The organism is Haloarcula taiwanensis, assembly GCA_002844335.1.
Classification (GTDB): domain Archaea; phylum Halobacteriota; class Halobacteria; order Halobacteriales; family Haloarculaceae; genus Haloarcula; species Haloarcula taiwanensis.
The window spans coordinates 2,430,151-2,451,279 of sequence record CP019154.1; the positions used below are offsets into that span (position 1 = coordinate 2,430,151).

23 protein-coding genes are annotated in these 21,129 nt (G+C 64.7%); 11 read left to right on the plus strand and 12 right to left on the minus strand.

The genetic code is table 11. The features are described 5' to 3' along the window. Positions 1-2: 2 nt before the first annotated feature. The 3 genes from BVU17_12280 to BVU17_12290 are packed head-to-tail and all read left to right on the plus strand — an operon-like array spanning position 3 to position 3,551. Positions 3-1,040 (plus strand): peptide ABC transporter permease, encoded by a 1,038-nt coding sequence (locus BVU17_12280; GenBank protein ID AUG48260.1) that lies wholly within the window; start codon positions 3-5, stop codon positions 1,038-1,040. After that, positions 1,040-2,242 carry an ABC transporter ATP-binding protein gene (locus BVU17_12285; GenBank protein ID AUG48261.1) on the plus strand — a complete coding sequence of 401 codons (1,203 nt, stop codon included), beginning with the start codon at positions 1,040-1,042 and terminating at the stop codon, positions 2,240-2,242. Before BVU17_12280 ends, BVU17_12285 begins: the two co-directional genes overlap by 1 nt. Further along, a complete protein-coding gene (locus tag BVU17_12290; GenBank protein ID AUG48262.1) occupies positions 2,235-3,551 on the plus strand; it encodes a peptide ABC transporter ATP-binding protein in 1,317 nt (438 codons plus the stop codon). Before BVU17_12285 ends, BVU17_12290 begins: the two co-directional genes overlap by 8 nt. Positions 3,552-3,590: 39 nt before the next feature. Here BVU17_12290 and BVU17_12295 read toward each other — a convergent pair whose 3' ends face one another. Continuing rightward, a complete protein-coding gene (locus BVU17_12295; protein AUG48263.1) occupies positions 3,591-5,936 on the minus strand; it encodes a hybrid sensor histidine kinase/response regulator in 2,346 nt (781 codons plus the stop codon). 195 nt (positions 5,937-6,131) lie between these two features. Between BVU17_12295 and BVU17_12300 the strand changes: the two genes are divergently transcribed. Next, on the plus strand, positions 6,132-6,662 hold the full coding sequence (locus tag BVU17_12300; GenBank protein AUG48264.1) for a hypothetical protein: 531 nt from the start codon (positions 6,132-6,134) through the stop codon (positions 6,660-6,662). Between the two features lie 33 nt (positions 6,663-6,695). Here BVU17_12300 and BVU17_12305 read toward each other — a convergent pair whose 3' ends face one another. Beyond that, the gene (locus tag BVU17_12305; GenBank protein ID AUG48265.1) at positions 6,696-7,751 is read right to left on the minus strand and encodes a hypothetical protein; all 1,056 of its coding nucleotides are present in this window, start codon (positions 7,749-7,751) and stop codon (positions 6,696-6,698) included. Beyond that, a complete protein-coding gene (locus BVU17_12310; protein AUG48266.1) occupies positions 7,744-8,673 on the minus strand; it encodes a signal peptide peptidase SppA in 930 nt (309 codons plus the stop codon). Before BVU17_12310 ends, BVU17_12305 begins: the two co-directional genes overlap by 8 nt. A 497-nt stretch (positions 8,674-9,170) precedes the next feature. Here BVU17_12310 and BVU17_12315 point away from each other — a divergent pair, with 497 nt between their 5' ends. Next, the gene (locus BVU17_12315; protein ID AUG48267.1) at positions 9,171-9,497 is read left to right on the plus strand and encodes a cupin; all 327 of its coding nucleotides are present in this window, start codon (positions 9,171-9,173) and stop codon (positions 9,495-9,497) included. Positions 9,498-9,565: 68 nt separating this feature from the next. On the opposite strand, the gene BVU17_12320 is transcribed toward BVU17_12315, so the two are convergent. Beyond that, positions 9,566-10,585 carry a transcription initiation factor IIB 2 gene (locus BVU17_12320; protein AUG48268.1) on the minus strand — a complete coding sequence of 340 codons (1,020 nt, stop codon included), beginning with the start codon at positions 10,583-10,585 and terminating at the stop codon, positions 9,566-9,568. 230 nt (positions 10,586-10,815) lie between these two features. Continuing rightward, positions 10,816-11,601, minus strand: coding sequence for a transcriptional regulator (locus tag BVU17_12325; protein ID AUG48269.1), 786 nt, complete (start codon positions 11,599-11,601; stop codon positions 10,816-10,818). Positions 11,602-11,696: 95 nt separating this feature from the next. Here BVU17_12325 and BVU17_12330 point away from each other — a divergent pair, with 95 nt between their 5' ends. Next, positions 11,697-12,098 (plus strand): hypothetical protein, encoded by a 402-nt coding sequence (locus BVU17_12330; GenBank protein ID AUG48270.1) that lies wholly within the window; start codon positions 11,697-11,699, stop codon positions 12,096-12,098. Positions 12,099-12,113: 15 nt separating this feature from the next. Here BVU17_12330 and BVU17_12335 read toward each other — a convergent pair whose 3' ends face one another. Both BVU17_12335 and BVU17_12340 read right to left on the minus strand, forming a co-directional pair. Next, positions 12,114-12,893 carry a hypothetical protein gene (locus BVU17_12335; GenBank protein AUG48271.1) on the minus strand — a complete coding sequence of 260 codons (780 nt, stop codon included), beginning with the start codon at positions 12,891-12,893 and terminating at the stop codon, positions 12,114-12,116. A gap of 69 nt (positions 12,894-12,962) precedes the next feature. Further along, a complete protein-coding gene (locus BVU17_12340; protein ID AUG48272.1) occupies positions 12,963-13,925 on the minus strand; it encodes a 3-phosphoglycerate dehydrogenase in 963 nt (320 codons plus the stop codon). Positions 13,926-14,089: 164 nt separating this feature from the next. Here BVU17_12340 and BVU17_12345 point away from each other — a divergent pair, with 164 nt between their 5' ends. Further along, positions 14,090-14,362 (plus strand): molybdopterin synthase sulfur carrier subunit, encoded by a 273-nt coding sequence (locus BVU17_12345; GenBank protein AUG48273.1) that lies wholly within the window; start codon positions 14,090-14,092, stop codon positions 14,360-14,362. Positions 14,363-14,386: 24 nt separating this feature from the next. Here BVU17_12345 and BVU17_12350 read toward each other — a convergent pair whose 3' ends face one another. After that, positions 14,387-14,788 carry a pterin cluster protein gene (locus tag BVU17_12350; GenBank protein AUG48274.1) on the minus strand — a complete coding sequence of 134 codons (402 nt, stop codon included), beginning with the start codon at positions 14,786-14,788 and terminating at the stop codon, positions 14,387-14,389. A gap of 91 nt (positions 14,789-14,879) precedes the next feature. Here BVU17_12350 and BVU17_12355 point away from each other — a divergent pair, with 91 nt between their 5' ends. From BVU17_12355 to BVU17_12365, 3 genes are all read left to right on the plus strand, one after another. Continuing rightward, entirely contained in the window at positions 14,880-15,248 is a 369-nt protein-coding gene (locus BVU17_12355; protein ID AUG48275.1) for a hypothetical protein, read from the plus strand. A 108-nt stretch (positions 15,249-15,356) separates the two neighbouring features. Beyond that, entirely contained in the window at positions 15,357-15,611 is a 255-nt protein-coding gene (locus tag BVU17_12360; protein ID AUG48276.1) for a hypothetical protein, read from the plus strand. A gap of 10 nt (positions 15,612-15,621) precedes the next feature. Further along, positions 15,622-15,990 carry a hypothetical protein gene (locus BVU17_12365; GenBank protein AUG48277.1) on the plus strand — a complete coding sequence of 123 codons (369 nt, stop codon included), beginning with the start codon at positions 15,622-15,624 and terminating at the stop codon, positions 15,988-15,990. On the opposite strand, the gene BVU17_12370 is transcribed toward BVU17_12365, so the two are convergent. After that, the gene (locus tag BVU17_12370; GenBank protein ID AUG48278.1) at positions 15,974-16,339 is read right to left on the minus strand and encodes a hypothetical protein; all 366 of its coding nucleotides are present in this window, start codon (positions 16,337-16,339) and stop codon (positions 15,974-15,976) included. The two genes, BVU17_12365 and BVU17_12370, sit on opposite strands and share 17 nt — an antisense overlap. Before the next feature lie 36 nt (positions 16,340-16,375). After that, positions 16,376-18,322, minus strand: coding sequence for an aldehyde ferredoxin oxidoreductase (locus tag BVU17_12375; GenBank protein ID AUG48279.1), 1,947 nt, complete (start codon positions 18,320-18,322; stop codon positions 16,376-16,378). Between the two features lie 257 nt (positions 18,323-18,579). On the opposite strand from BVU17_12375, the gene BVU17_12380 reads away from it, so the two are divergent. Beyond that, the gene (locus BVU17_12380) at positions 18,580-19,170 is read left to right on the plus strand and encodes a 50S ribosomal protein L15e (protein AUG48280.1); all 591 of its coding nucleotides are present in this window, start codon (positions 18,580-18,582) and stop codon (positions 19,168-19,170) included. Positions 19,171-19,361: 191 nt separating this feature from the next. Here BVU17_12380 and BVU17_12385 read toward each other — a convergent pair whose 3' ends face one another. Next, a complete protein-coding gene (locus BVU17_12385) occupies positions 19,362-20,393 on the minus strand; it encodes a beta-carotene 15,15'-monooxygenase (GenBank protein ID AUG48281.1) in 1,032 nt (343 codons plus the stop codon). Then, positions 20,384-21,109: a lycopene cyclase gene (locus BVU17_12390; GenBank protein AUG48282.1), complete on the minus strand. Its 726-nt coding sequence runs from the start codon at positions 21,107-21,109 to the stop codon at positions 20,384-20,386. The genes BVU17_12385 and BVU17_12390 overlap by 10 nt, the downstream gene beginning before the upstream one ends. Positions 21,110-21,129: the final 20 nt, after the last annotated feature.

Consider the following 21,129-nt stretch of genomic DNA (forward strand, 5'->3'; position numbering starts at 1 on the left):
CTATGAGTACGGACCGAGGACGCATCCGGATAACGGGGTTCGACGCCGACCGCGTCGAGTCCCGCGAACCGCTATCCGACTGGACAGAGACGAGAGACACGGGGACAGAGAGCCGGTGGGCGCGCGCCTGGCGCGAGTTCCGCCGGAACCGCAGCGCCATGCTCGGGCTGTACATCGTCACGGCGATGGCGCTGCTCGCGGTGTTCGCCCGTCCAATTACGGTCGCGGGCGTCACCGTCCAGCCGTTCTCGCTCGCGCCGTACGACCCGAGCGCCATCCTGTACGCACAGGGCCTCGACGTGAGCGCCTACGAGGCCCCGTCGCTGGCCCATCCCTTCGGCACCGACGGCTCCGCGCGGGACGTGTTCTCCCGCGTGCTGTACGGCGGCCGGTTCAGCCTCTCTATCGGCTTCATCGTCGTCCTCGTCACCGCCGTAATCGGGCTGGTGTACGGCGCGGTCGCCGGCTACTACGGCGGCCGGGTCGACGAGGTGATGATGCGGATACTCGACCTCATCTTCGCGTTCCCCGGCCTTCTGCTCGCGCTCATCATCGTCGCCGTGCTCGGCAAGGGGTACTGGGAGCTGGTGCTCGCCTTCACCGCTATCGGCTGGGCGGGCTACGCCCGACTGATACGCGGCGAGATTCTGAAAGTCAAAGAAAACGAGTACGTGCTGGCGGCGAAAGCGCTGGGAGCGCGGGACCGCCGTGTCATCTTCAGACACGTCGTCCCCAACGCCATCGCGCCGCTTGTCGTCCAGGCTTCCCTCTCCATCGGGACTGTCGTTATCGGCGTGGCGGCCCTTGGGTTCCTCGGGCTGGGTCTCCCACCCAGCTCCGCCGAGTGGGGCACGATGCTGGACCAGACCCGCGAGACCATCGTCCAAGGACCGGGCGGGTCGATTCCCTGGTGGGTCACCGTCTTCCCCGGCGGCGCAATCTTCCTGTTTGTCATGTCGATGAACCTCATCGGCGACGGCATCAACGACGCGCTGGACGCACAGGAGAGCGAAGACGTGGCCCGCGGGGGCGAGGTCTGATGGCGCTGCTGGAAGTCGAGGACCTCACGGTCAAGTTCTACACCGAGGAGGGCGTCGTCACCGCCGTCGACGACCTTTCCTTTCGCATTGAGCGCGGCGAGAAGTTCGGCGTCGTCGGCGAGAGCGGCGCGGGCAAGAGCGTCACCGCGCTATCGGTAATGCGACTCATCGAAGAGCCTGGCCGCATCGAGAGCGGGACCGTCCGTTTCGACGGTGAAGACCTCATGGAACTGTCCGAATCCGACGTTCGAGACGTGCGGGGCAACGACATCGCGATGATATTTCAGGACGCACAGACCGCACTCAATCCCGTCTACACCGTCGGCGAGCAGATCGCCGAGGCGATCCGCCACCACCTCGACTACGATGACACGGCCGCCCGCGAGCGGGCTATCCGCCTGCTCGACGACGTAGGCATCCCCGAACCGGCGGCCCGCTACGACGACTACCCCCACGAGTTCTCCGGCGGGATGCAACAGCGGGTCGTCATCGCCATGGCGCTGTCCTGTGACCCCGACCTGCTCATCGCCGACGAGCCGACGACGGCGCTCGACGTGACCATCGAGGCGAAGATTCTGGACCGGCTGGAACGGCTCGCCGAGGAGTACGACACGGCCATCCAGCTCATCACCCACGACCTCGGGGTCATCGCGGAGCTGTGCGACCGGGTGATGGTAATGTACGCCGGCCGCGCCGTCGAGACGGCGACCGTCGAAGAGCTGTACTACGACCCGAAACACCCCTACACCGTCGGGCTGATGAGCGCCATCCCCCGCATCGGCGACCGGCAGGACCGCCTCCAGACGATTCCGGGGACGATGCCGGACCTCGTAGAGGTGCCCTCCGGCTGTAGCTTCCACCCGCGGTGTCCCTTCGCCGAAGAGGTGTGTACGCGCAAACAGCCGCCGCTCGTCGACCCCGACACCGGGGACGGTGTCGGTCTGTCCGACCGGGCAGCAGCCTGTCTGGCCTACACCGGCGACCTCGACGGCGAACTGGATTACGAGGTCGAAGTGAAAGGCCGGGACGCGCCGCCCACCGAGCCACAGTCGAACGCCCGTCTCCACGCGTCGGACGCCGAGAAGCGCCGGGCCGACTCCGATCCGCTTCGCGCCGATTCCGACCCGGTTGGAGCCGATACCGACCTGCTTGACCAGAGCGACGACGTGGACGACGAGACTGGAGGCCGGCAAGATGGCTAGGACGGCGGACAACCCCGTTCTGGAGGTCGAGAACCTCACAAAGTACTACGAATCCGGGGGGAGCCTCATCGATACCCTGCTGGGCCGGAATCAGGAAGTGAAGGCGCTGGACGGCGTCGACCTCGAACTGTACCCCGGGGAGACACTCGGTATCGTCGGGGAGTCCGGCTGTGGCAAGACGACACTCGCCCAGAGCCTGCTGCGGCTCATCGAACCCACGGCCGGGACGGTCCGGTACAAGGGTGAGGACCTGACGGCAGCTTCTGACGACCGCCTCCGGGCGCTCCGAAAGGACATCCAGTACATCTTTCAGGACCCCTTTGCCAGCCTTAATCCGCGGCTGACGGTCGGCGACATCGTCGGTGAGCCACTGGACATCCACGACATCGCCGAGGGCGAGGCCCGGACCGAGCGCGTCAGCGATCTGCTGGAAACCGTGGGACTCAATCAGCGGCACGCCCACCGCTACCCCCACGAGTTTTCCGGCGGCCAGCGCCAGCGTATCGGCATCGCCCGGGCGCTCGCCGTCGACCCCGAGGTCATCGTCTGTGACGAACCCGTCTCGGCACTGGACGTGAGCGTGCAGGCCCAGATTCTGAACCTGCTCGCGGACCTGCAGTCGGAGTTCGGCCTCTCCTATATCGTCATCGCGCACGACCTCAGCGTCGTCGAACACATTGCCGACCGCGTTGGTGTCCTCTATCTCGGAGAGTTCGCCGAGGTCGGCCCGACCGAAGACGTGTTTCAGCCGCCGTATCACCCCTACGCCGAGGCGCTGCTGTCCGCCATTCCGGAGCCAGATCCCGGCTGGGAGGGCGACCGTATTTTCCTCTCTGGCGACGTTCCATCGCCGCTGAACCCGCCGTCTGGCTGTCGGTTCCACACCCGCTGTCCGAAGGTTATCCAGCCCGAGGGGACAGACATGGCACAGTCGGAGTGGCGGTCACTGATGGACCTGAAACAGCGGCTCCGCAAAGCCGACTCGCTGGAAGCGGTGACCGCAGTGCAGGAGGGCGTCGAGGACGAGGACCGCAGTCAGCTCTCACGGTCGGCCCTCGACACGCGGGTCCGAGCCGAGTTCGGCCTCCCGGACACGGTCGGCGACCGCGAGGCCGAGGACGTGCTCGCGACGACGCTAGACCACCTGCACAACGGGGCGTTCGAAGCCGCGCGGACGGTGCTGAACGACGCCTTCGAATCGCCCTGTGAGCGAACCGACCCAGCGCTGTTCGATGTCGGCGACGACCACCGTATCGCCTGCCTGCTGTACGACGACGCGTATCCGGATGCACCGACACGGACCGGATAGCCCGGAGCCACCGATGCGTGACGCGGTGTGACCCGGCCGCTATTCGAACTCGACGCCGGTAATCTCGAATCGTGCCCCGCCGTCGGCGCTTTCCGACACGTCGACCGACCAGCCGTGGGCCTCAGCGATGCGGTCGACAATCGCCAGTCCGAACCCGGTGCCATCGTCGTCGGTCGAGTATCCCGCCTCGAACAGTGTCCCACGCTTGGCTCCTGGGACGCCGGGGCCATCGTCTGCGACGTAGAAACCGTCTTCGGCGGTTCCGATAGTTATTGTCACGCACTTGCCGTTAGCTGTGTCCTCTGGCTTCGTCTGGCTGCTGGTAGCGCCGTGGTCCACATCCGTCTGGTCCTGTGACCGTGGCTCGACCGACCCGTGTTCCGCACTGTCATCGACTCCCGTCGAACAGCTCGTGGAACCGTGTTCCACACTGTTCCGGAGCAGGTTTTCGAGCAGTTGCAGCAGGCGCGGCCGGTCGGCGGTAATCGTCACGTCCCGCCCGACAGTGTCGGCGAAGCCGAGGGTCCCGTCCCCGGCGTCCTGAGAGACCATCTCCCAGGCATCCGCAACCGCGTCACGGAGCGAAACCGGCTCGGGCTCCTTGATGTCTCGCCCCTGGCGAGCCAGAAGCAACACGTCATCGATAATGCGCTCCATCCGGTCGAGCGCAGTCTCGATCCCCGCCAGATGGCTCTCATCACCGGTTGTTCGGGTGAGCTTCAATCGTCCCTGTGCGGCGCTCAGAGGACTGCGAAGGTCGTGGCTGACGACGCTGGCAAACTCGGCGAGCCGGTCGCGCTCACGCTGTAGCTCCCGTTCTTGCTCGCGAATGTCGGTAATATCGCTTGCGATGCCGAACACGGCGACCGGGGTATCGGGGTCGGACCGCTCCCCCGTGTCGTATATCGGGACCTTTGTCGAGAGATACTGCTGTGCCTCGCCGTCGATAACGATACGCTCCTCAACCTCCAGCGGTTCGCCAGTGTGTAGGACGGCACGGTCGTTTGTCCACGCCGTTTCGGCTGTTTCTTCCGGGAACAACTCGAAGTCGGTGCGGCCGACGATTTCCGCGTCAGTGAGCCCAGTCATCTCCCGATAGCCGTGGTTGACGAAGATGTACTGCCCGTCGTCGTCTTTCATGAACATCGGGGTCGTGGTGTTTTCCAGAATCGCTTCGAGCCGTCGCTCTGCTCTCCGCAGGTCACGCTCACGTTCTCTCTGCTCGGTGATGTCGTGGTGGACGCCGACCATCAGTGTCCTGTCGTCGTCTGATAGGGGCTGTCCCCGAACGGACCCCCATCGGACGTTCCCGTCCACGTCGATTACCCGGAACTCTCCGTCGTAGATGCTGTCCGTTTCGACTGCTCGCTCTATCTGCTCGCGGACTTCATGGGAGTCCTCGGGGTGAATCAGGTCGAACACGGCCGACAGCGTCCCGTCGAACCCACCGGGCTCGAAGCCCAAGAGCCGTTCGAGCGTGTCGCTCAACACAACCTTGTCTGTCTCGTAGTTCCATTCCCAGACTCCCGTTTCGCTGGCCTCTAGAGCCAGCTGGAGTCGGCGTTCGGTTTCCTGTAGGTCCCGCTTCTGGTCGCGCTTGTCGGTGATATCGGTCAGCGTACAGACCACGCTTTCGACAGCCCCGTCCTCGTCGAACAGCGGCGCACCGTTCACGGAGAGCACCTTCTCCGTGCCGTCCGGCCAGTGAATCGTGTGCCGAGCGTCGGCCAGGGGCTGGCCGGTTTCAAGCACCTGTCGAAACGGGAGCTCCGCGTCCGGTATCGGGTTCCCGTCGAAGTCCCGGATATCCCACTTCGGGTCGTTGTAGGCCCGGTCTTTCACCGCCGACTGCGACAGTCCGAGAACGTCGACGGCGCGCTGATTGGCGAACACGAACTGGCCGTCGCGGTCGAGTTGCACGACACACGACGGGACGGTCTTGAGTATCTGTTCGAGTCGGTGTCGCCGGCGCTTGGCCTCGGTTGCCGACTGTTTCGCCGCCACCACGTTCTGGACCCGATTAGCCAGCAATGTGTACTGGTCTGTGCCCCCTTCCTTCTGCATGTAATCGGTGACACCGGCCGAGATAGCGTCGCTCGCGACTTCCTCGCTTCCCTTTCCAGTAAACAGGATGAGCGGGAGGTCGGGGTACTCCTTGCGGACGGCTTCGAGGAACTCGATACCGTCGCGTCCGGGCATGTCGTAGTCCGACACGATACAATCAACCGGTGACTCCGCAAGCCGCTCCAGCGCGTCTTCCGCGTTCGGCGCCGTCTCGACGCGGAACCGGTCGTTCTCACGCTCAAGAAACGCAGCAGCCGTTGCCGCGAAATCCGGCTCGTCGTCGACGTACAACAGCCGAACCGTGTCACTTGGTGATAGCATCAGAACAAGAGGCTTGCTGACACCTGAGAGGGCAGGCCACTTAGTGTGTTTGGCTATTTGTCACATACGTGGCGTGGTGACAGTCCTGCGAACTGTCTGCTCGTCTCCTGCTTCGCAGATGGACGCGGCCGGACACGGCCGAACAGCCCCGCTGACCGACGAACACTTTTGCGCACGCCGACCCATGTGCAGACGATGCGTCGCATCTACGACTCGGGGGCACTCCACCGCGACGACGAGGAGCCACAGGCACCTACCGAGCGCGGAGGGCGGCCACAGGCCGCACGCAGTATCAACGGCCGGGCTTGGAGCGACCTGCTGCTCCCGACGTGGCTCCGCTATCGTGCAGTGTCGGTCGATATCGAGGTCCCACAGGCGTCGTATCCGGCGGGAACGAAGGTGCCGTTCGTCGTGACGATTCGGAACGGGCTTCCGGTGCCGATAACGCTCCCGACGGACTCGCCGCGGCCGTGGACGTGGTACGTCGATGGAGTGCCCGAGGCGTCCCACGTCGATAGCGTGCCCAGCGAGGCCGGCAGCCTCCGGTTTGACCGCGGCGAGCGAAAGCAGTTCAGGCGACAGTGGGACCGGATGTTCCGGGTGAGCGACGACGAGTGGGAACCCGCGCCAGCCGGAGAGTACACCATTAGCGCCGGACTGAGCGTTGCCAACGCCGGCGAGCATGGCTTGTACAGCGAGACGACGATCAGCATCACCAATCAGTGAAGGCGCGGGCGATCGCGTTCCGAGCAGCCCGAATCAGGACCCACTTGGGGTGGGTGCGGGCGTCGGAGTCGGGCTGGGGGTCGACTCCGCTGGTGTTCCGGCCGGGGTGGAAGTGTCACCACCAGCCCCGAATCCGGGATCCGTGCTCGCGGCACCGCCGGGATCGGGTGCTTCACCGTCAAGCAGGAAGGAAAGCAGGTTTCCGATGAACACCTCGTTGTCGGCGTCGTATATTTCGGAACTGCGTATGAACGTCGAGTCAGTGACGAACACCATGTTGTCGTTGCGGACGACTGTCGCGTACGTTCCGGTACGCCGCGTCTCCAGCGTTCGGGTGCCATCGGCAGCGGTGAACTTCGTCTCGGCATCGCCGTTTACCACCGCGTAGCCGGCGGTGTCGAAGGTGATCGTCTCGACACCGTCGGTCAGTTCGCCGTCACCACTCGGTGACGCGTAGATGGCCTTGAAATTGTTGTCGTTGGCCGCGTCGTCGACGTTGTAGAGCTGTTCGGACCCCATCCGAACGCCGTAGCGCTCGGTGGCGTTGTTGGCTCCGAACGACACCGTCGTCGTCGACTGGGTGAAGCCAGTTGAGAGCCGCGTCTGCGTCGGTTCAGCCAAGACAACGACACGCCCGCCGTCGTCCGTGTACTCCTGGAGCGCATCGCGCTCTTCTTCGGAGTAGCTTCCAAGCGGCTGGACGATGAGCACACCGTCGTACTGGCCCAGCGAATCGGCGAACGAAGCAGTGCCGGCGGTGCCGTACTCAACGGTGTGGCCCGCTTCGAACACGGCCTCGATAATCGGCTCGAGTTCGGATTCAGACACCTGATTGCCGTGGCTCGTGTCGACGAGTATTCGCTGCCCACGTGCCTCAGCGTCGACCGATATCTGTCCCTCTTCTGGGTCGACAGGCGCATTGACAGCGTCGGGCTGGTACTGTGACGGGGACTGACCGTCGATAGATTGGCCGTCGGGCGGCCCCGATGACCCCGGGTTGACGACTGCGAGGAGGAACGTCCCACCCAGTATCGCCACGAGAACGACGATAAACACGGCGAGCGGCTTGACGATACGGCCCTCAGTCATTGCGGATCACCGTTGCGTTGTTGTCGTCGGCAGGGATTCCCCAGACGGCGTAGTACTTCACCGGTTCGCGGAACGTCGTCTCGCTGTCGTCGGGGTGGACGAGATAGGTCACGTTGTTTGCGCCCTGGACGGTTTCAGCGCCGGCAGGGACGATGATGACGTTGAATTCGGCACCACCACTGCCCTGATACACCACGTCGTACCCGTCGCCCTCGATATCATCCGAGAGCGCGGCGGCCCGCTCGATTGCTAGCTCAGTGTCGCCGATGCGGTCGGCGAAGCCGTTCTGCGTCGCCTGGGCTCCGAGGTACGTGTTCCCGTTGGCGACTTCCTCGCGGGAGAGCGTCAGTTGCTCGCCCCGGTGGCGCATGACCGTCCCGACGAAGGACCGCTGGAGGACCTCGATGTCCTCACGGAGCCCGTCCTTGCTTATCTGAGCCTTATCCGGCCCCGAGCGGACGAACGTCTCGCCCTGCTGTTCGACCTGCTCGATGAGGCTCAGCGGGGCCTGAACGATGACGCCGATGCTACCGACGTTCGAACTCGGTTTGACGACGATCTCGTCGGCCGGGACGATACCGTAGTAGCCGCCCGAAGCGGCCGTGCCTTCGACATAGGCGACAACGGGCATCTCGCTGGCGGTCCTGTTCACCGCGAGGTAGAACTCCTCGCTCGAATCGACCGGACCGCCGGGGCTGTCGACCCGGAGGACGACCGCCTCGATTGACTCGTTGGTCCGTGCCTCGCGGAGGTCTTGCTTGACGGCGTTGACGTTCGCGTCGGTTGTGCCGCCGCGAAGAGTGATGACGGCGACGCTCGGGTCGTCGTCACCACCGCTTGGCACGCCGTTCCAGATGACCGGCGCGAATATCGCGGCGATGACGAGGGCGAGCGTGACCGCGATTACGTACGACGCCGTCATCGCCGAGAACAGTTGTTCTCTCCTAAACATCCATACATCCTGTTCGGACTGCGGAAGTAATAAACCCCGGTCGGGGAATCGCGCCGCAGTCCGGCATCCAGACTGGCTGAGACGCCAGCAACCAACGGGTATCGGTTCCGGGCCGTGGCACCGGTGAGACCCGAGCACTGGCCGACACTTGACGGGAGAGGTGAGATGCTTGGTTGTCCCGTGAAGGTGTTTGAACAGCCAGAAAGCCCCCGATACGTTCCGGTCCCGCGGCTCGCTGTCGGTCGAAAGACGCTCTGCGTCTTTCGTGATGTCGAGAGAGCTTCGGTCTCTTGAACCACGCTCCTCGGTCGTGTCACCTTCTGCGGTGGTTATGTCGTCGGGATTCCCGGAGCGCATCGGCTGGCTACACGGCTACGAGGCGTTTCTGGTTGTTCACTCACGCAATCACACGGCGACAGATTTCCCAGCAGCCGAACGGCTAAGGCGACGCCGGCCCACGTGCCGGTATGTCACTCGACAGATTGGCAGCGTTCGATACCGAACCAGCAGCAGACGAAGTCATCGACGGAGAGCTAGCGGTGACCGACGACGTGCTGGTGAAAGCGTTCGCGCTGGGGCCGGACGCGACCATCGACCCGCACGAACACGGTGACGCGACGAACGTGTTCCACGTCGTCCGCGGCGAGGTGACGGTCCAGCAGGACGACTCCGAGGAGACAATCGCCGCGCCGGGCGTCGTGCTGAACGAGCGCGGGCAAGCCCACGGGGCGCACAACCACACTGACGACATCGTCGTCCTGACAGCGAGCCTCTGTCCGCTCCCGGGTCAATAGACTATCTAGACAGGGGAACAGCAGAAAGGGTTCGGAAAGGGACGGGACTAAGAAGCAGCGCGCCGTGGTTAGGCACTCGCGCCGGGTTCGGCGCTGCCGGCCGCGTCGACAGCGCTGTCGTCGAGCTCTGCTTCGGCTTCCAGCAGTTCGCGGTAGCGCTCGCGGATGGTGACGGTGCTGATGTCGGTGGCCTCGCTGACCGTCTCCTGTGTCATCTCCTCGCCGAGCAGCAGGCCGGCGGCGTAGATGGCCGCGGCGGCGAGGCCGACGGGGCTCTTGCCGCTGTGGACGTTCGCTTCCTTCCCCGCTTCGATGAGGGCGCGGGCCTGGCGTTCGAGGGCGTCATCGGCGTTAAGTTCGGAGACGAACTTGCTGAGGTAGGTTGCTGGGTCCGGCGGGCCGACCTGCAGGGAGAGTTCGCGGTTGAGATAGCGGTACGCGCGGGTGAACTCCATCTCGTCGACGCGGCTGACGACGGCCATGTCGTCGAGCGTCTGTGGGAGGTTCGCCTGCCTGACCGCGGCGTACAGCGCGGCGGTCGCCATCCCTTCGATAGAGCGGCCGGGCAGCATGCCCTCGTCGAGGGCGCGCCGATAGATGACGCTGGCCGTCTCGCGGGCGCTCTCGGGGACGCCAAGCGCGCTACCCATCCGGTCGATTTCGCCCAGCGCCTGCTTGAGGTTGCGCTCGGCGTGGTCGCGGGTGCGGAACCGCTCGTCCCAGGTGCGCAGGCGCTGCATCTTCTCGCGCTGGCGCGTCGACAGGGAGTTGCCGTAGGCGTCCTTGTCCTGCCAGCCGATGTTGGTCGAGAGGCCCCTGTCGTGTTTCATCTCAGTCGTCGGCGCGCCGACCCGGCGCTTGTTGTCGCGTTCCTGACTGTCGAAGGCGCGCCACTCCGGCCCGTGGTCAATCTCGTCCTCGTCGACGACGAGTCCACACGACTCGCAGACGGTCTCGCCGCGACTGTCGTCGGTGACGAGGCTCCCGCCACAGTCCGGGCAGGCGTGGCCGGTAGTCGCCTCGGACTCGGCCTGTTCGTCCACACTCTCGCCGCGTTCGTCGGGGGAATAGATGCTGCGTGTCGTCATGGTGTGTCTCTGCGAGCGCGTGGGACGCCCGCGGTCGTACCCAATTATAGGGGTGCATCCCCCATGACGACTCGCTTGGCATATGCCGAACTCAGGAGAAGTGATAGCTAGCTGTGACGGTCGCGTGCCACAGCGCACGACACCCCATCCGCTGTCATCCCGTGCTGACCTGCGACACGGCAGGTCTCAGGTAGTGCAGTTCGTCCCGATTCCAGATGCGATATCGCCGTTTAGACACCCGAGCGGCCGATACGAAGGCGTCCACCCTCGGCGACATCTTCGTCGGCCTGAACCGGCCCCATCGACCGCGTGACGAACGACCGGACGATCCACGCCTCGGCCCGCTGGAGGCGGTACTGGAGCGTCGACCGCGACACGTCGAGCGTCTCGGCGAGGTCGGTAAGCGACGTGTCTCGGGGTGTCCGGTAGTAGCCGTGTTCGACAGCGGCCTCGACGGCGGCCTGTTGCTCAGGCGGCAGCTCCGCCAGCGTCACGGCCTCATCAACCCAGTACGAGGGCGAACTGAGCTGGCGGAACTCGACGGTCAGTCCCTCCCGGAGTTCGGCTTTCATCTCCTCAAACAGGCCGTCGACACCGGCGTCGCTACACAGGAGCAGCCGCCACTCACACCGACTCCCGCGGCGTTCAGTCTCGACGAGAACGCCACGACCGACGTGGTCGATAGCCAGCCGCGGAATCGAGTGACAGTCACCGGCTTCTGACCGGTAGCTGTACACCGTCCGGACGCCGGGGTCCGAGCCGATGACCTCGTACGTCCAGTCGGTCTCGCAGTTGCGGGTTCCGATGCATTCGGTACACTGGACGGGGTCGTCGTACACGTCGTCCAGTTGTTCGAGCGCAGTCTCCGGACCGGCAACGCGTTCGAGCCGCCACATCCCGTCCCGCGTGACGTTGCACGCGATCGTCCGGGAGTGCATCTCCGGATGGTCGATGAACACGTCCATCACAGGGTCGACGTTCCGCTCGTAGTCGATAGTGAAAATGAACTCTCGCATATACCTCCCGTTGCGTGCCGAGCCGTTTATACGCACTGTCTCGTTCGGCGTATGCCAAACCAGCCGTCATTATCGAAGCAGGCTTTGCACAGAGTATGTCGTGTCCTCTCTCTCCGTCTACTGGCGAGTCGCCCGGTGGGCCAGTTCCCGGCAACACGTCGGGCGACTCTTCGTCGCGTGTTCGTGGATATGAGCTGCCGACGCACAACTGGCGGCACACCCTCATCTACGGGGTAGTGTTCTGGGCGGTCGTGGCCGCTGCGTGGCTCGCTGTCCCGACTGGTCACCCGTTCCAGTTGGGCGTCACACTTTCCGGACTGTTTGCGGCCCCGCTGTTACCGGTCGCGCTCTTGTGTGATTACCGTCAGGCCCGGGAATTCGGGACCTGTGAGCCCGGGCTTCGCGCGTATCTCTCGAATCTCGCTCGGGATATCAAAACGGCAGGGACCGGTCAGAGCGCTCTCGGGGACGAGCGTCGGGAATTCCTCAGCTGCTGAGGCCTGTCGCGCCGCTCACGTGCTCGCGTTCGACTGCTGGGCCCGCGCGTCAACAAGCCAGTCCGGGTCCGGAACGTCAGTCGACCCGACGCCGGTGACCTCGTAGCGCCACTCAACGGCGACCGTTTCGCCGTCGTCAGTTTCGCCGGTCAGCGTCCACGCTGTCTGGCGCGCCAGCCCGTCTCCGTCGACCAGTATCACGACGGTGAAGTCGGTCACAGTCACGTTCCCACCGGACCCGAACGCGCCGGCACCGATCTGTCGCCAGGTCGAGAGGTCAGAGTACTCGTAGCGGTCCACCGTGACGCCATCGAACGTTTCCGTCCCAACCAGCCGGGCGTCGTCGACTGACTCGGAGCTGAGCCTCCCGCGGTCGATGGCGGACTGGAACGCCGTGTCGTCTTGGGGCCTGACCTGATAGAACGCCTCGCCGTCGGTCTCGTACCGGGTGTATGCCGAGCCGTCGGCGACGAAGGTCTCGAAATCGGTTCTGGCGTCCGGCCCGGACATCGTGAATGTCTCCAGCGAGCGGTTCGCCCGCAGGTCCACCCGGTAGTCGTTCGTCATCGTGGCCGTCTCGCCGCCCTCGGTCGTCGAGTACGACCACGTCGCGGTGAAACTGCCCGCGTCTCGGAGGAGGCGGTCCGTCGCTTCGACCGAGAGGTCGTCCCGGTCTGCCGGTGCGGCCCCACCGTCGTCTGCGTCGGTCCCGTCGCCCGCCGCCGGACCGCCGCCGAGACAGCCGGCAAGGACGATTAGCGACACCACCAGCACAGTAAGTAGTCTTGTTGTCATGTCTGGTGGAAGGCTGTCACAGGAGATAAGCTAGTACGGTTGCTACGACGCGGGGACTGGCGGCCGCCGCTACAGCCAGTCGGTCTCCGGGTCGATGCGGTCCGGCGGCGTCTCGCCGGCCAGCGCGGCCCCGACGTTCGCGGCGACGGCGTCGTTCAGGTCGTCGCGGGCCTCCTCGGAGTACCACGCCGCGTGGGGCGTGACGATGCAGTTGTCCAGGCCGACAAGCGGGTGGTCCGCCGCCGGCGGTTCCTCGGCCAGCACGTCGAGGCCGGCGGCCGCGATTTCGCCGTCCTCAAGCGCCGTCCGGAGCGCCGCTTCGTCGACGAGGCCGCCGCGACCGGTGTTGACGAGGATTGCCTGGTCACGCATCGCCGCGAGAGCGTCGGCGTCTATCATCGCTTCCGTCTCATCGGTCAGCGGCGCGTGGAGAGAGACGTAGTCAGCCCGGTCGTACAGCGTCTCAAGCGTGACTTTCTCGACATCGGCTTCGGCCATCTCCTCGGCGTCGACGTACGGGTCGTACGCAACGACGTCGAGGTCGAAGCCCCGCAGTTGGTCGCGCACCCGCCGTGCGATGGGACCGAAGGAGACGAGACCCAACGTCTGGCCCCGGACACGATGTACCGGCCGGGTTCGCTCCCAGCCCCACCCGCCGTCGCGAACGTCGCGGTCGTACGCCGTGAGCGTTCGAACGCAATCCAGCAGCAGCGTCACCGTGTGGGTGGCGACCTCATCGGTACAGTACTCGGGGACGTTCGTGACGGTCACGCCGTTGTCTGCCGCCGCGGACACGTCGATGTTGTCGATACCGACGCCCGCCCTCGCTACGACCTGTAGCTCGTCCAGTGCGTCGAGCACCGCGGCGGTGACCGGCGTGTTCACGTCGACGACCAGCGCCGCCGCCCCGGCGGCGGCGTCCCGGAGCGAGTCCTCGTCGCCGGTCTCCGCCGCGACGACGTCGGCGTCGAGGTCCGCCCGCAGTCGGTCGACATCTATCATCGGGTCATCGCTTGCGACCACACGTTCCATATGCGGAGTCATGGACTGGGACGCTAAAACGGGTCGAAGTCGTTCCCATCGAATAGGAATTCGAGGTCCATGATCGATTGAATACAACGAGTAAATCCGTTGCTCGTTCGAAGCACGCGGTCCGAGCGCTGTGATTTAAGCCACTCGACCGCCAACCCAGCGGTATGCAAATCGAGCTGCGGTTTTTCGCCAACTTCCGGGAAGCCGTCGGACAGAAAACGGTTCACCGCGAGTACGAAAGCGACCTGCAGGCCGGCGACGTGCTCCGGCAGCTCTCCGAGGAGTTCACAGAGATGGACCTGTTCGAGGACGGCGAACTCCGGGAGTACCTGACAATCCTCCTGAACGGAACGGACATCACGCATCTCGACGGACTAGAGACCGCACTGGAAGACGGGGACGAACTCAGTGTGTTTCCGCCAGTCGCCGGGGGCTAGGTCCTGCTGCAGTCGGGTCCCGAATCAACAACAGAAGATGAACGGGAACATCAATCCGACGCGGTCGCCGGCTTCTAATTCTGTGTCCAGTCCGTCGAGATGTTCGTTGAACTCACCGTTGACCGCCACTCGCGCGTAGCATCTGGTCTGCTCGCCTTCGGGGTTTTTCGCCCAGTCGCCCGGCAGGTCCGCCATCTCCGGGGCCCAGCCCTCGGTGGTGGCGTCGGCTTCGGTTTCCGCAATGAGCATCTCGCTCACGTCGTACTCCCGGAAGAACGCGTCAAGGAAGTCACGTAGCGTGTTCCCTTCGAATGTGTATGATAGCGACGGTTCACCGACGACCCGACGAACGTGGCCGGTACACCTGACCTCAACGGTGGTCAGATCCGGGTCCGACATCTCCCGTTCCAGTGTCTCACTGCTCATACGTGCGCTACACCCCGCTCCTACAAATCAGTGAAGTCGAACATGTTCGCCCATCGATGGGGTTTATTTGCGGCGAACTCTGTGTGGCGATATGGACGATATCGAACTGGGGATTCCGTCCGGGATTGTTGAGTCGCTGCCGCCGGACAGCGAGGACACGAAACGCGATATGGAACAGGCTGTCGGTGGCTGGGAGCGGGAACTCAACGCCGCGCTCAACTCCGAAGAGCCGGCTAGTGCCGTCGTCGACCACATCGAACAGTTCGAGAGTCGGTGGGAGGCCTACGACGAGTACGTCGTCGAACTCCGGGCCTGGGGCCAGTCGCCTATCTACGCGATGGCCTGGCGCGACCTCCACGCCGCCGTCATCGCCCAGATCTACGACCACGAGAACTTAGACGAACGCATCAACCGCGAGCGCAACGCCCGCATCGTCGACGACGGTATCCGTCCGGGGTAGGCCGTATCCACCCGAGAGCGGTGGCCCCCAGCCGAGATAGCGCGGGTGTGTTACAACAGCACAGGGACGCCGATAGGTTTAGACGACCGCACCCGTAACGACCACACGATGGAGCGTGAACGGAGTTTTCGCGGCATCTCGGTTCGAGCCGCTATCGGGTATCTGGAGAACCTCGGCGGCGAGCAACGCGGTGAAGCGACCGTCGAAGGCGACGGCTGGGCGGCGACACTCTCGGAGGAGAAAGTCGCTATCGGCCCGAGCCTGCAGCTCAACGAGGTGACGATCGAGTTCGATGGCGAGCCGGAGACACTGGAGCCGCTCATCGAGAAGTTCGCACAGAAAGCGATGCGAGCGGGCGGCTGACCGGGCAGCGATGGCTGACTCGTCGTACCCAATCGAGGGGCAGATCGTCCTGCTGGCTGGCACGCGTGCGAGCATTCCACTCGACCAGCTCCCCGACCTATTGGAACGGGTCCAGACGTATCTCCGGGAGCACCGCGCGACCTATGACAGGGAGTACGAACGCATCAGCGGCCCCAGAGAAGCCGATTACGTCTGCGCCGAGTCGGGCCACTGGGACAGTATCGGCACAGAGCTCGGACTGGGCGACCGCGAACAGGACGCGGTTCGGCGGGCCCACACCGCCCAGTTCGAGCGCGACGGCCGGCGACTGGACAGAAGCGAGGAGTTCGAGACGACACTTGAAATCAGGGACGTGCTGGCAGTTACTGCCGAACCGTAATCGTCTCCAAGACCCGCTGGGAGAAATCCGTCTCCGAGAGGTCGCCGTTTTCGAGGTCGTCGATCCACTCGCTGTCGACCGCCCACTCGCCGAGTTCGGTGTCGTCGAGGTCTGTCACGGTCGCCTCGATGTCGACCCCGGACCAGTCGTCAGCGTGGAGGTCCCGGAAGACGTTGATGACCCGGCCAATCTCCCGATGTGGAATGACGGCCGCCTCGTCGGCCGAAATCGACTCGTAGGTGAGCCGATACGTGTCGCCCTCGTCGGCGAACTCGGTGACGTAAACGCCGTGGCTGGTCAGTCGAGACTCTACCTGGAATTCGAAGTCGTCGATATCTTCCTTGCGCATTCGGGGACTGAAATGTGTTCGGGAGCCGGTACCGCCTCAGTCGTCGCTCGGTGCCGCTGCGCCGCCGGAACTGACGCCGGTTCCGGGACCGATGTCGATTCCCAGTTCGTCGAGTTTCTCGTCGGGAACGACACCGTTCTCCCAGTCACGCACCTCGTAGTACTCGTCTTTCATCTTCGAGAGCTCCGCGAGCTCGCCTTCGGAACCGCCCTGTGCCGGCATCGCGTGCTCGTCGCCTTCGACAAACCGGTTTGGCAGGTCGTCGTCGGAGCCGTCGAAGCCCGCGAGGTTGTTGTAGTACCGTTCGAGGTTGTAGATGCGCTCTCCGGCCTCCATCAGTTCCTCCTCGCTCACGTCCAGTCCGGTCATGCCGTTGTACTGCAGAACGTACTCCTCGATGCCCTCCGCGAAGGCGTTGAACTTGCAGATGTCGAAGGAGTCGCTGATGGCGTGGAGGTCCTGGAAGGTGGCACACAGCTCGCCCTTGCCCTCCCACTCTCGCGGGTCGACCTTCTCCGGGATGCCCAGAATCTCCGCCGCCGGCGTGTACCCGCGCAGGTGACACGCGCCACGGTTCGAGGTCGCGTACCCGATTGCCATTCCCTTCATACAGCGCGGGTCGTAGGCGGCCATCGTCTGGCCCTTGACCGCGAGGGAGTTGGTGTGGGCGTCGAACTCCTCGGCGAGGTGGTCCGGCCCCTCGGCGAGGTGGTCCGCGAGTTCCGTCTCGCGGTGGGCGATCATGTCAATCATGTCGATCATCGTGTCAGCGTCGCCCCAATCAATCCCGTCGCCGAGGTCGTCGAACTTGCCTTCCTCGGTCATCTCCATCGCCATCGCCATGGTGTTGCCCACGTCGATGGTGTCGACTCCCACGTCGTTACACCGTTCGAGCATCACCGCAATCTTGTCGCGCTCGACGTGGCCGGAGTTGGGTCCGAGCGCCCACGCGGACTCGTACTCGTAGGATTCGGTGCGGACGTTCATCTCCTCGCCCTTGTGCATCGCCTGCACCTCGACTTCCTTCTTGCAGGCGACGGGACAGGAGTGACAGGTCGGCTCGTCGACAAGGATGTTCTCCCGGACGTTCTCGCCAGAGACGTTCTCCGAGTCGATGATGCGCTCGCCGTCGCCCTCGGCGTCCGAGTACGACCGCGTCGATGAGTATTTCGCGTTTTTCGTCGGGAGGCCGTCCATCTCCTCGGTGAGATTCATCAGGACGTTCGTTCCGTACATCGACAGGCCGCCCTCGTTGGGCGCGGTCACGTCGGATTCCTGAATGACCTGCATCGCCTGCTTGTGGCCCTCCTGGAACGTCTCCTGATCTTTCGGCTTGGGCATCCGGGTGCTGGACTTGACGACGACGGCTTTGAGCTTCTTGTTGCCCATCACACAGCCGGTGCCACCGCGGCCCGACGCGCGGTCGTCCTCGTTGACGATGCAGGCGTATTTGACTTCATTCTCACCGCCTTGACCGATTGCCATCACAGAGAGGTTCTTGCCCAGCGAGCCGCCCTCGATTTCGCCTTCGAGGTCGTCGATAGTATCGTGGATGCCTTGGCCCCAGAGGTGTGAGGCGTCGCGCAGTTCCACCTCGCCGTCTTCGACGAGCGCGTACACCGGTTCGTCGGCCTGCCCTTCGAACAGCAGTCCGTCGAATCCCGACCACTTCAGCCGCGCGCCTGACCAGCCGCCGTGGTGGGAATCAGTGACGGTCCCCGTCAGCGGCGACTTCGTACAGATGGCGATCCGACCGCTCATCGTCACCTGTGTCCCCGTCAGCGGCCCGTTCATGAACGCCAGCAGGTTGTCCGGCCCCAGCGGGTCCACATCTGGCCCCTGGTCGAAGACGTATTTCACGCCGAGCCCTCGCGCACCGATATACTTTTTCGCGTCTTCCTCGTCAATACCTTCGTAGGCTACGTCCCCGTCCCCAAGGTCGATTCGCGCCACGTGGTCCTGAAAGCCACCAAGGTCTGTCATGGTAATACATGACTCTCTGGCTGGGAACAACTTAACGATTTGTGTTGCTAACTCACAGATATCCGACGCTTTCAGCGATCGCGTCCCTGCGTGACCAGCTCACATCCGTTGGTCAGGTCCGAACCGTTTAAGAGTCCGAACGGCAAACTCCGGAGTAACTCGCTGGACGACGGGCACCAGCGGGCACCTGCGTGTGCAGGTCGGGATGTGAGTCGCGAAACGCGACTTGAACCACGCAACGCCCGTGGTGAATACACATGGCACGAAGCGCATATTCGTACATTCGAGACGCCTGGAAGAACCCAGGTGACGGACAGCTCGCGGAACTACAGTGGCAGCGCCAGCAGGAGTGGCGCGATCAAGGGGCCGTCGAACGCATCGAGCGCCCGACCCGCCTCGACAAGGCTCGCTCGCAGGGCTACAAGGCGAAACAGGGCGTTATCGTCGCTCGCGTCTCCGTCCGGAAGGGTAGTGCACGCAAACAGCGACACAAGGCCGGCCGTCGCTCCAAGCGCCAGGGTGTCACGCGCATCACCCGCCGGAAGGACATCCAGCGCGTCGCCGAGGAACGCGCCTCCCGCACCTTCCCGAACCTGCGCGTGCTCAACAGCTACTCCGTCGGCCAGGACGGCCGCCAGAAGTGGCACGAAGTCATCCTCATCGACCCGAACCACCCGGCCATCCAGAACGACGACGACCTGTCGTGGATCTGTGCCGACGACCAGGCCGACCGCGTCTTCCGCGGTCTGACCGGTGCCGGCCGCCGCAACCGCGGTCTCAGTGGTAAGGGCAAAGGGAGCGAGAAGACCCGCCCGTCGCTGCGCAGCAACCGCGGCAAGGGCAAGTAACCCACCTTTTTCCGCATCGGGTGCGCGAAGCGCACCACTCGGCGCAAAACCGTGGGCGAAAAAGGCCGAACGCTCGCTCCACTCGCGTTCGGTGAACCGCGCTTGCTTCGCTCGCGCGGATGCCCCTCCGTGATTTTCGAGTTCAATTCTTCCAGACATCCGGCCCTAGCGCCATCTATAGAGGTAGCCGACTACACCCAGACGCCCTGTTCGCGGTCCATGATACTGACAACGACGACGTGGGGCAACGTGACGACCGCGATGAACACCAGATACAGCGCGACCCACTCCGGGACGGACCCCGGCGGGTTCGGGACCAGGAAGTACAGCCCGCCGAGCAGGGCGAGCGAGGCGACGGTCAGGGGTGCGGCGTCGCGGGCGAACCGCGCCAGCGCGGCTGTCGGGTCGCGGTTTTCGAGCGCGGCAGTGGCGTCGTCGTCGACCAGCAGCAGGCGGGCGACGTGGCGCAGCGAGTGCCACAGACAGAAGTACACGCCGATGGCGAGCACCGGCGGAACGAGGGCGAAGTACGCGAGCAGGCCCAGCGTCTCACCGGCGTCAAGCAGCCACGGCTGGCGGGCGTCGGCGCGAGCGAACCCGACGGCCAGCGTCGCCACGACGAGCGCGCCGTAGGCGAGGGCGAGCGCGGTCCGCACGTCGGTCCGGAACGCCCAAGCGATGGCGGCCGCGGCGTCGGGCGCGAACAGCGACACCAGGTCCGTGGCGACGCGGCGATACCACTCGGGGAACGCGAGCAGCGGGACCAGCATCGGCAGGCCGCCCCGGACGAGGACGGCCCCGACTCGCTGGGGGAGCGACCGGAGGTGGTCGGCGTCGGCCAGCGCGACCAGCGCGTACAGGTCGCCCTGGCCCCAGTGAAACCACGTCACCGCGATGAACAGGACAAAGGCCGCGGCGGGTGCGAGGAACCAGACGAGGGCGTAGGCACCGCCGACGACGCCGTAGAGCGCGAACACGCGGGCGATAGCCCGCCAGTCCGGGCGCTCGCCGCGGGTGCGTGCGACCGCGAGGTGGTCGACCGCGCCGTGGGGAAGGCCGAGCAGGACGGCACTGACGACCAGCGGAACATACTGGAGCGCGGGCGGTATCGAGACTCCGGCGAGGAACGGCGCGACGACGGCAAGGCTGGCAACCCAGCCGGGAATCAGGGCGATCCGGTAGCGAACAGACGGCTCGACGGCGTTGCGGTAGGTCACTTCCATCTGTCGATGAGCCAGACGTAGAGCACGACCCCTTGCACGACGAACAGCGACGTCAGGAAGAAAAACACCGCCTCCTCAATCGGCAGGTCAAGCAGGGGAATCGCGTACCCGGTTGTGTACTGTTTCGAGATGGTCCAGATCCCGAGTCGGATGGCAATGCTGTCGATACCACAGAGGTAGGCTGCCGGTACCAGTGTCCCACCGGCCACCGTCCGCCACTCACCGGCGAGGAAGTGCCACCCGAACAACCACTGGATGGCGAGAATCGGCCCGCTCCAGACCAGTAGAGAGCCGAGATACAGCCCCGAGTCGGAGCGCAGAAGCGCGAGGCCGGACAGAACGACGACAAGCGCAGCGGCGAACCCGACAAGCCGCGTCCGTACCGGCGTGGCCAGCGAGCGAGCTGTGTCCACCCGAAACCGGGCTACCCACAGCCCCACCATCGCGGTCTGCAGAACGAAAAAGAGGTACTCGCCGAGGGGAATCGACCAGAACCGCACCAGTACGGCGCCGTCGCCGTACCACCAGACGCCGCGTCGGATGAGCTCGCCGTCCCACGGCGTCGTGTAGACGAGCGCCAAGCCTGTGAGGATAGCCGTTGCTGTGAGTACGTCCCGGCGGCTGCCGAGGCGGTAGGTGGCCGTCAGCACCAGTGCGGCCACGACCGGGACCACGAACAGGGCGTGGAACTGGAGATACGTGGGCGTGGGCAACATTAGTTCAGGTGCGACACTGG

What these genes read in the sequence shown, in the direction of transcription:
- BVU17_12280 (AUG48260.1), top strand. Translation starts at nt 3, where the DNA reads ATGAGTACGGACCGAGGACGCATCCGGATAACGGGGTTCGACGCCGAC.
- BVU17_12335 (AUG48271.1), bottom strand. Translation starts at nt 12,893, where the DNA reads ATGACAACAAGACTACTTACTGTGCTGGTGGTGTCGCTAATCGTCCTT.
- BVU17_12285 (AUG48261.1), top strand. Translation starts at nt 1,040, where the DNA reads ATGGCGCTGCTGGAAGTCGAGGACCTCACGGTCAAGTTCTACACCGAG.
- BVU17_12375 (AUG48279.1), bottom strand. Translation starts at nt 18,322, where the DNA reads ATGACAGACCTTGGTGGCTTTCAGGACCACGTGGCGCGAATCGACCTT.
- BVU17_12310 (AUG48266.1), bottom strand. Translation starts at nt 8,673, where the DNA reads ATGACGGCGTCGTACGTAATCGCGGTCACGCTCGCCCTCGTCATCGCC.
- BVU17_12330 (AUG48270.1), top strand. Translation starts at nt 11,697, where the DNA reads ATGTCGTGTCCTCTCTCTCCGTCTACTGGCGAGTCGCCCGGTGGGCCA.
- BVU17_12365 (AUG48277.1), top strand. Translation starts at nt 15,622, where the DNA reads ATGGCTGACTCGTCGTACCCAATCGAGGGGCAGATCGTCCTGCTGGCT.
- BVU17_12315 (AUG48267.1), top strand. Translation starts at nt 9,171, where the DNA reads ATGTCACTCGACAGATTGGCAGCGTTCGATACCGAACCAGCAGCAGAC.
- BVU17_12305 (AUG48265.1), bottom strand. Translation starts at nt 7,751, where the DNA reads ATGACTGAGGGCCGTATCGTCAAGCCGCTCGCCGTGTTTATCGTCGTT.
- BVU17_12290 (AUG48262.1), top strand. Translation starts at nt 2,235, where the DNA reads ATGGCTAGGACGGCGGACAACCCCGTTCTGGAGGTCGAGAACCTCACA.
- BVU17_12390 (AUG48282.1), bottom strand. Translation starts at nt 21,109, where the DNA reads ATGTTGCCCACGCCCACGTATCTCCAGTTCCACGCCCTGTTCGTGGTC.
- BVU17_12300 (AUG48264.1), top strand. Translation starts at nt 6,132, where the DNA reads ATGCGTCGCATCTACGACTCGGGGGCACTCCACCGCGACGACGAGGAG.
- BVU17_12340 (AUG48272.1), bottom strand. Translation starts at nt 13,925, where the DNA reads ATGGAACGTGTGGTCGCAAGCGATGACCCGATGATAGATGTCGACCGA.
- BVU17_12360 (AUG48276.1), top strand. Translation starts at nt 15,357, where the DNA reads ATGGAGCGTGAACGGAGTTTTCGCGGCATCTCGGTTCGAGCCGCTATC.
- BVU17_12385 (AUG48281.1), bottom strand. Translation starts at nt 20,393, where the DNA reads ATGGAAGTGACCTACCGCAACGCCGTCGAGCCGTCTGTTCGCTACCGG.
- BVU17_12295 (AUG48263.1), bottom strand. Translation starts at nt 5,936, where the DNA reads ATGCTATCACCAAGTGACACGGTTCGGCTGTTGTACGTCGACGACGAG.
- BVU17_12355 (AUG48275.1), top strand. Translation starts at nt 14,880, where the DNA reads ATGGACGATATCGAACTGGGGATTCCGTCCGGGATTGTTGAGTCGCTG.
- BVU17_12345 (AUG48273.1), top strand. Translation starts at nt 14,090, where the DNA reads ATGCAAATCGAGCTGCGGTTTTTCGCCAACTTCCGGGAAGCCGTCGGA.
- BVU17_12320 (AUG48268.1), bottom strand. Translation starts at nt 10,585, where the DNA reads ATGACGACACGCAGCATCTATTCCCCCGACGAACGCGGCGAGAGTGTG.
- BVU17_12350 (AUG48274.1), bottom strand. Translation starts at nt 14,788, where the DNA reads ATGAGCAGTGAGACACTGGAACGGGAGATGTCGGACCCGGATCTGACC.
- BVU17_12325 (AUG48269.1), bottom strand. Translation starts at nt 11,601, where the DNA reads ATGCGAGAGTTCATTTTCACTATCGACTACGAGCGGAACGTCGACCCT.
- BVU17_12380 (AUG48280.1), top strand. Translation starts at nt 18,580, where the DNA reads ATGGCACGAAGCGCATATTCGTACATTCGAGACGCCTGGAAGAACCCA.
- BVU17_12370 (AUG48278.1), bottom strand. Translation starts at nt 16,339, where the DNA reads ATGCGCAAGGAAGATATCGACGACTTCGAATTCCAGGTAGAGTCTCGA.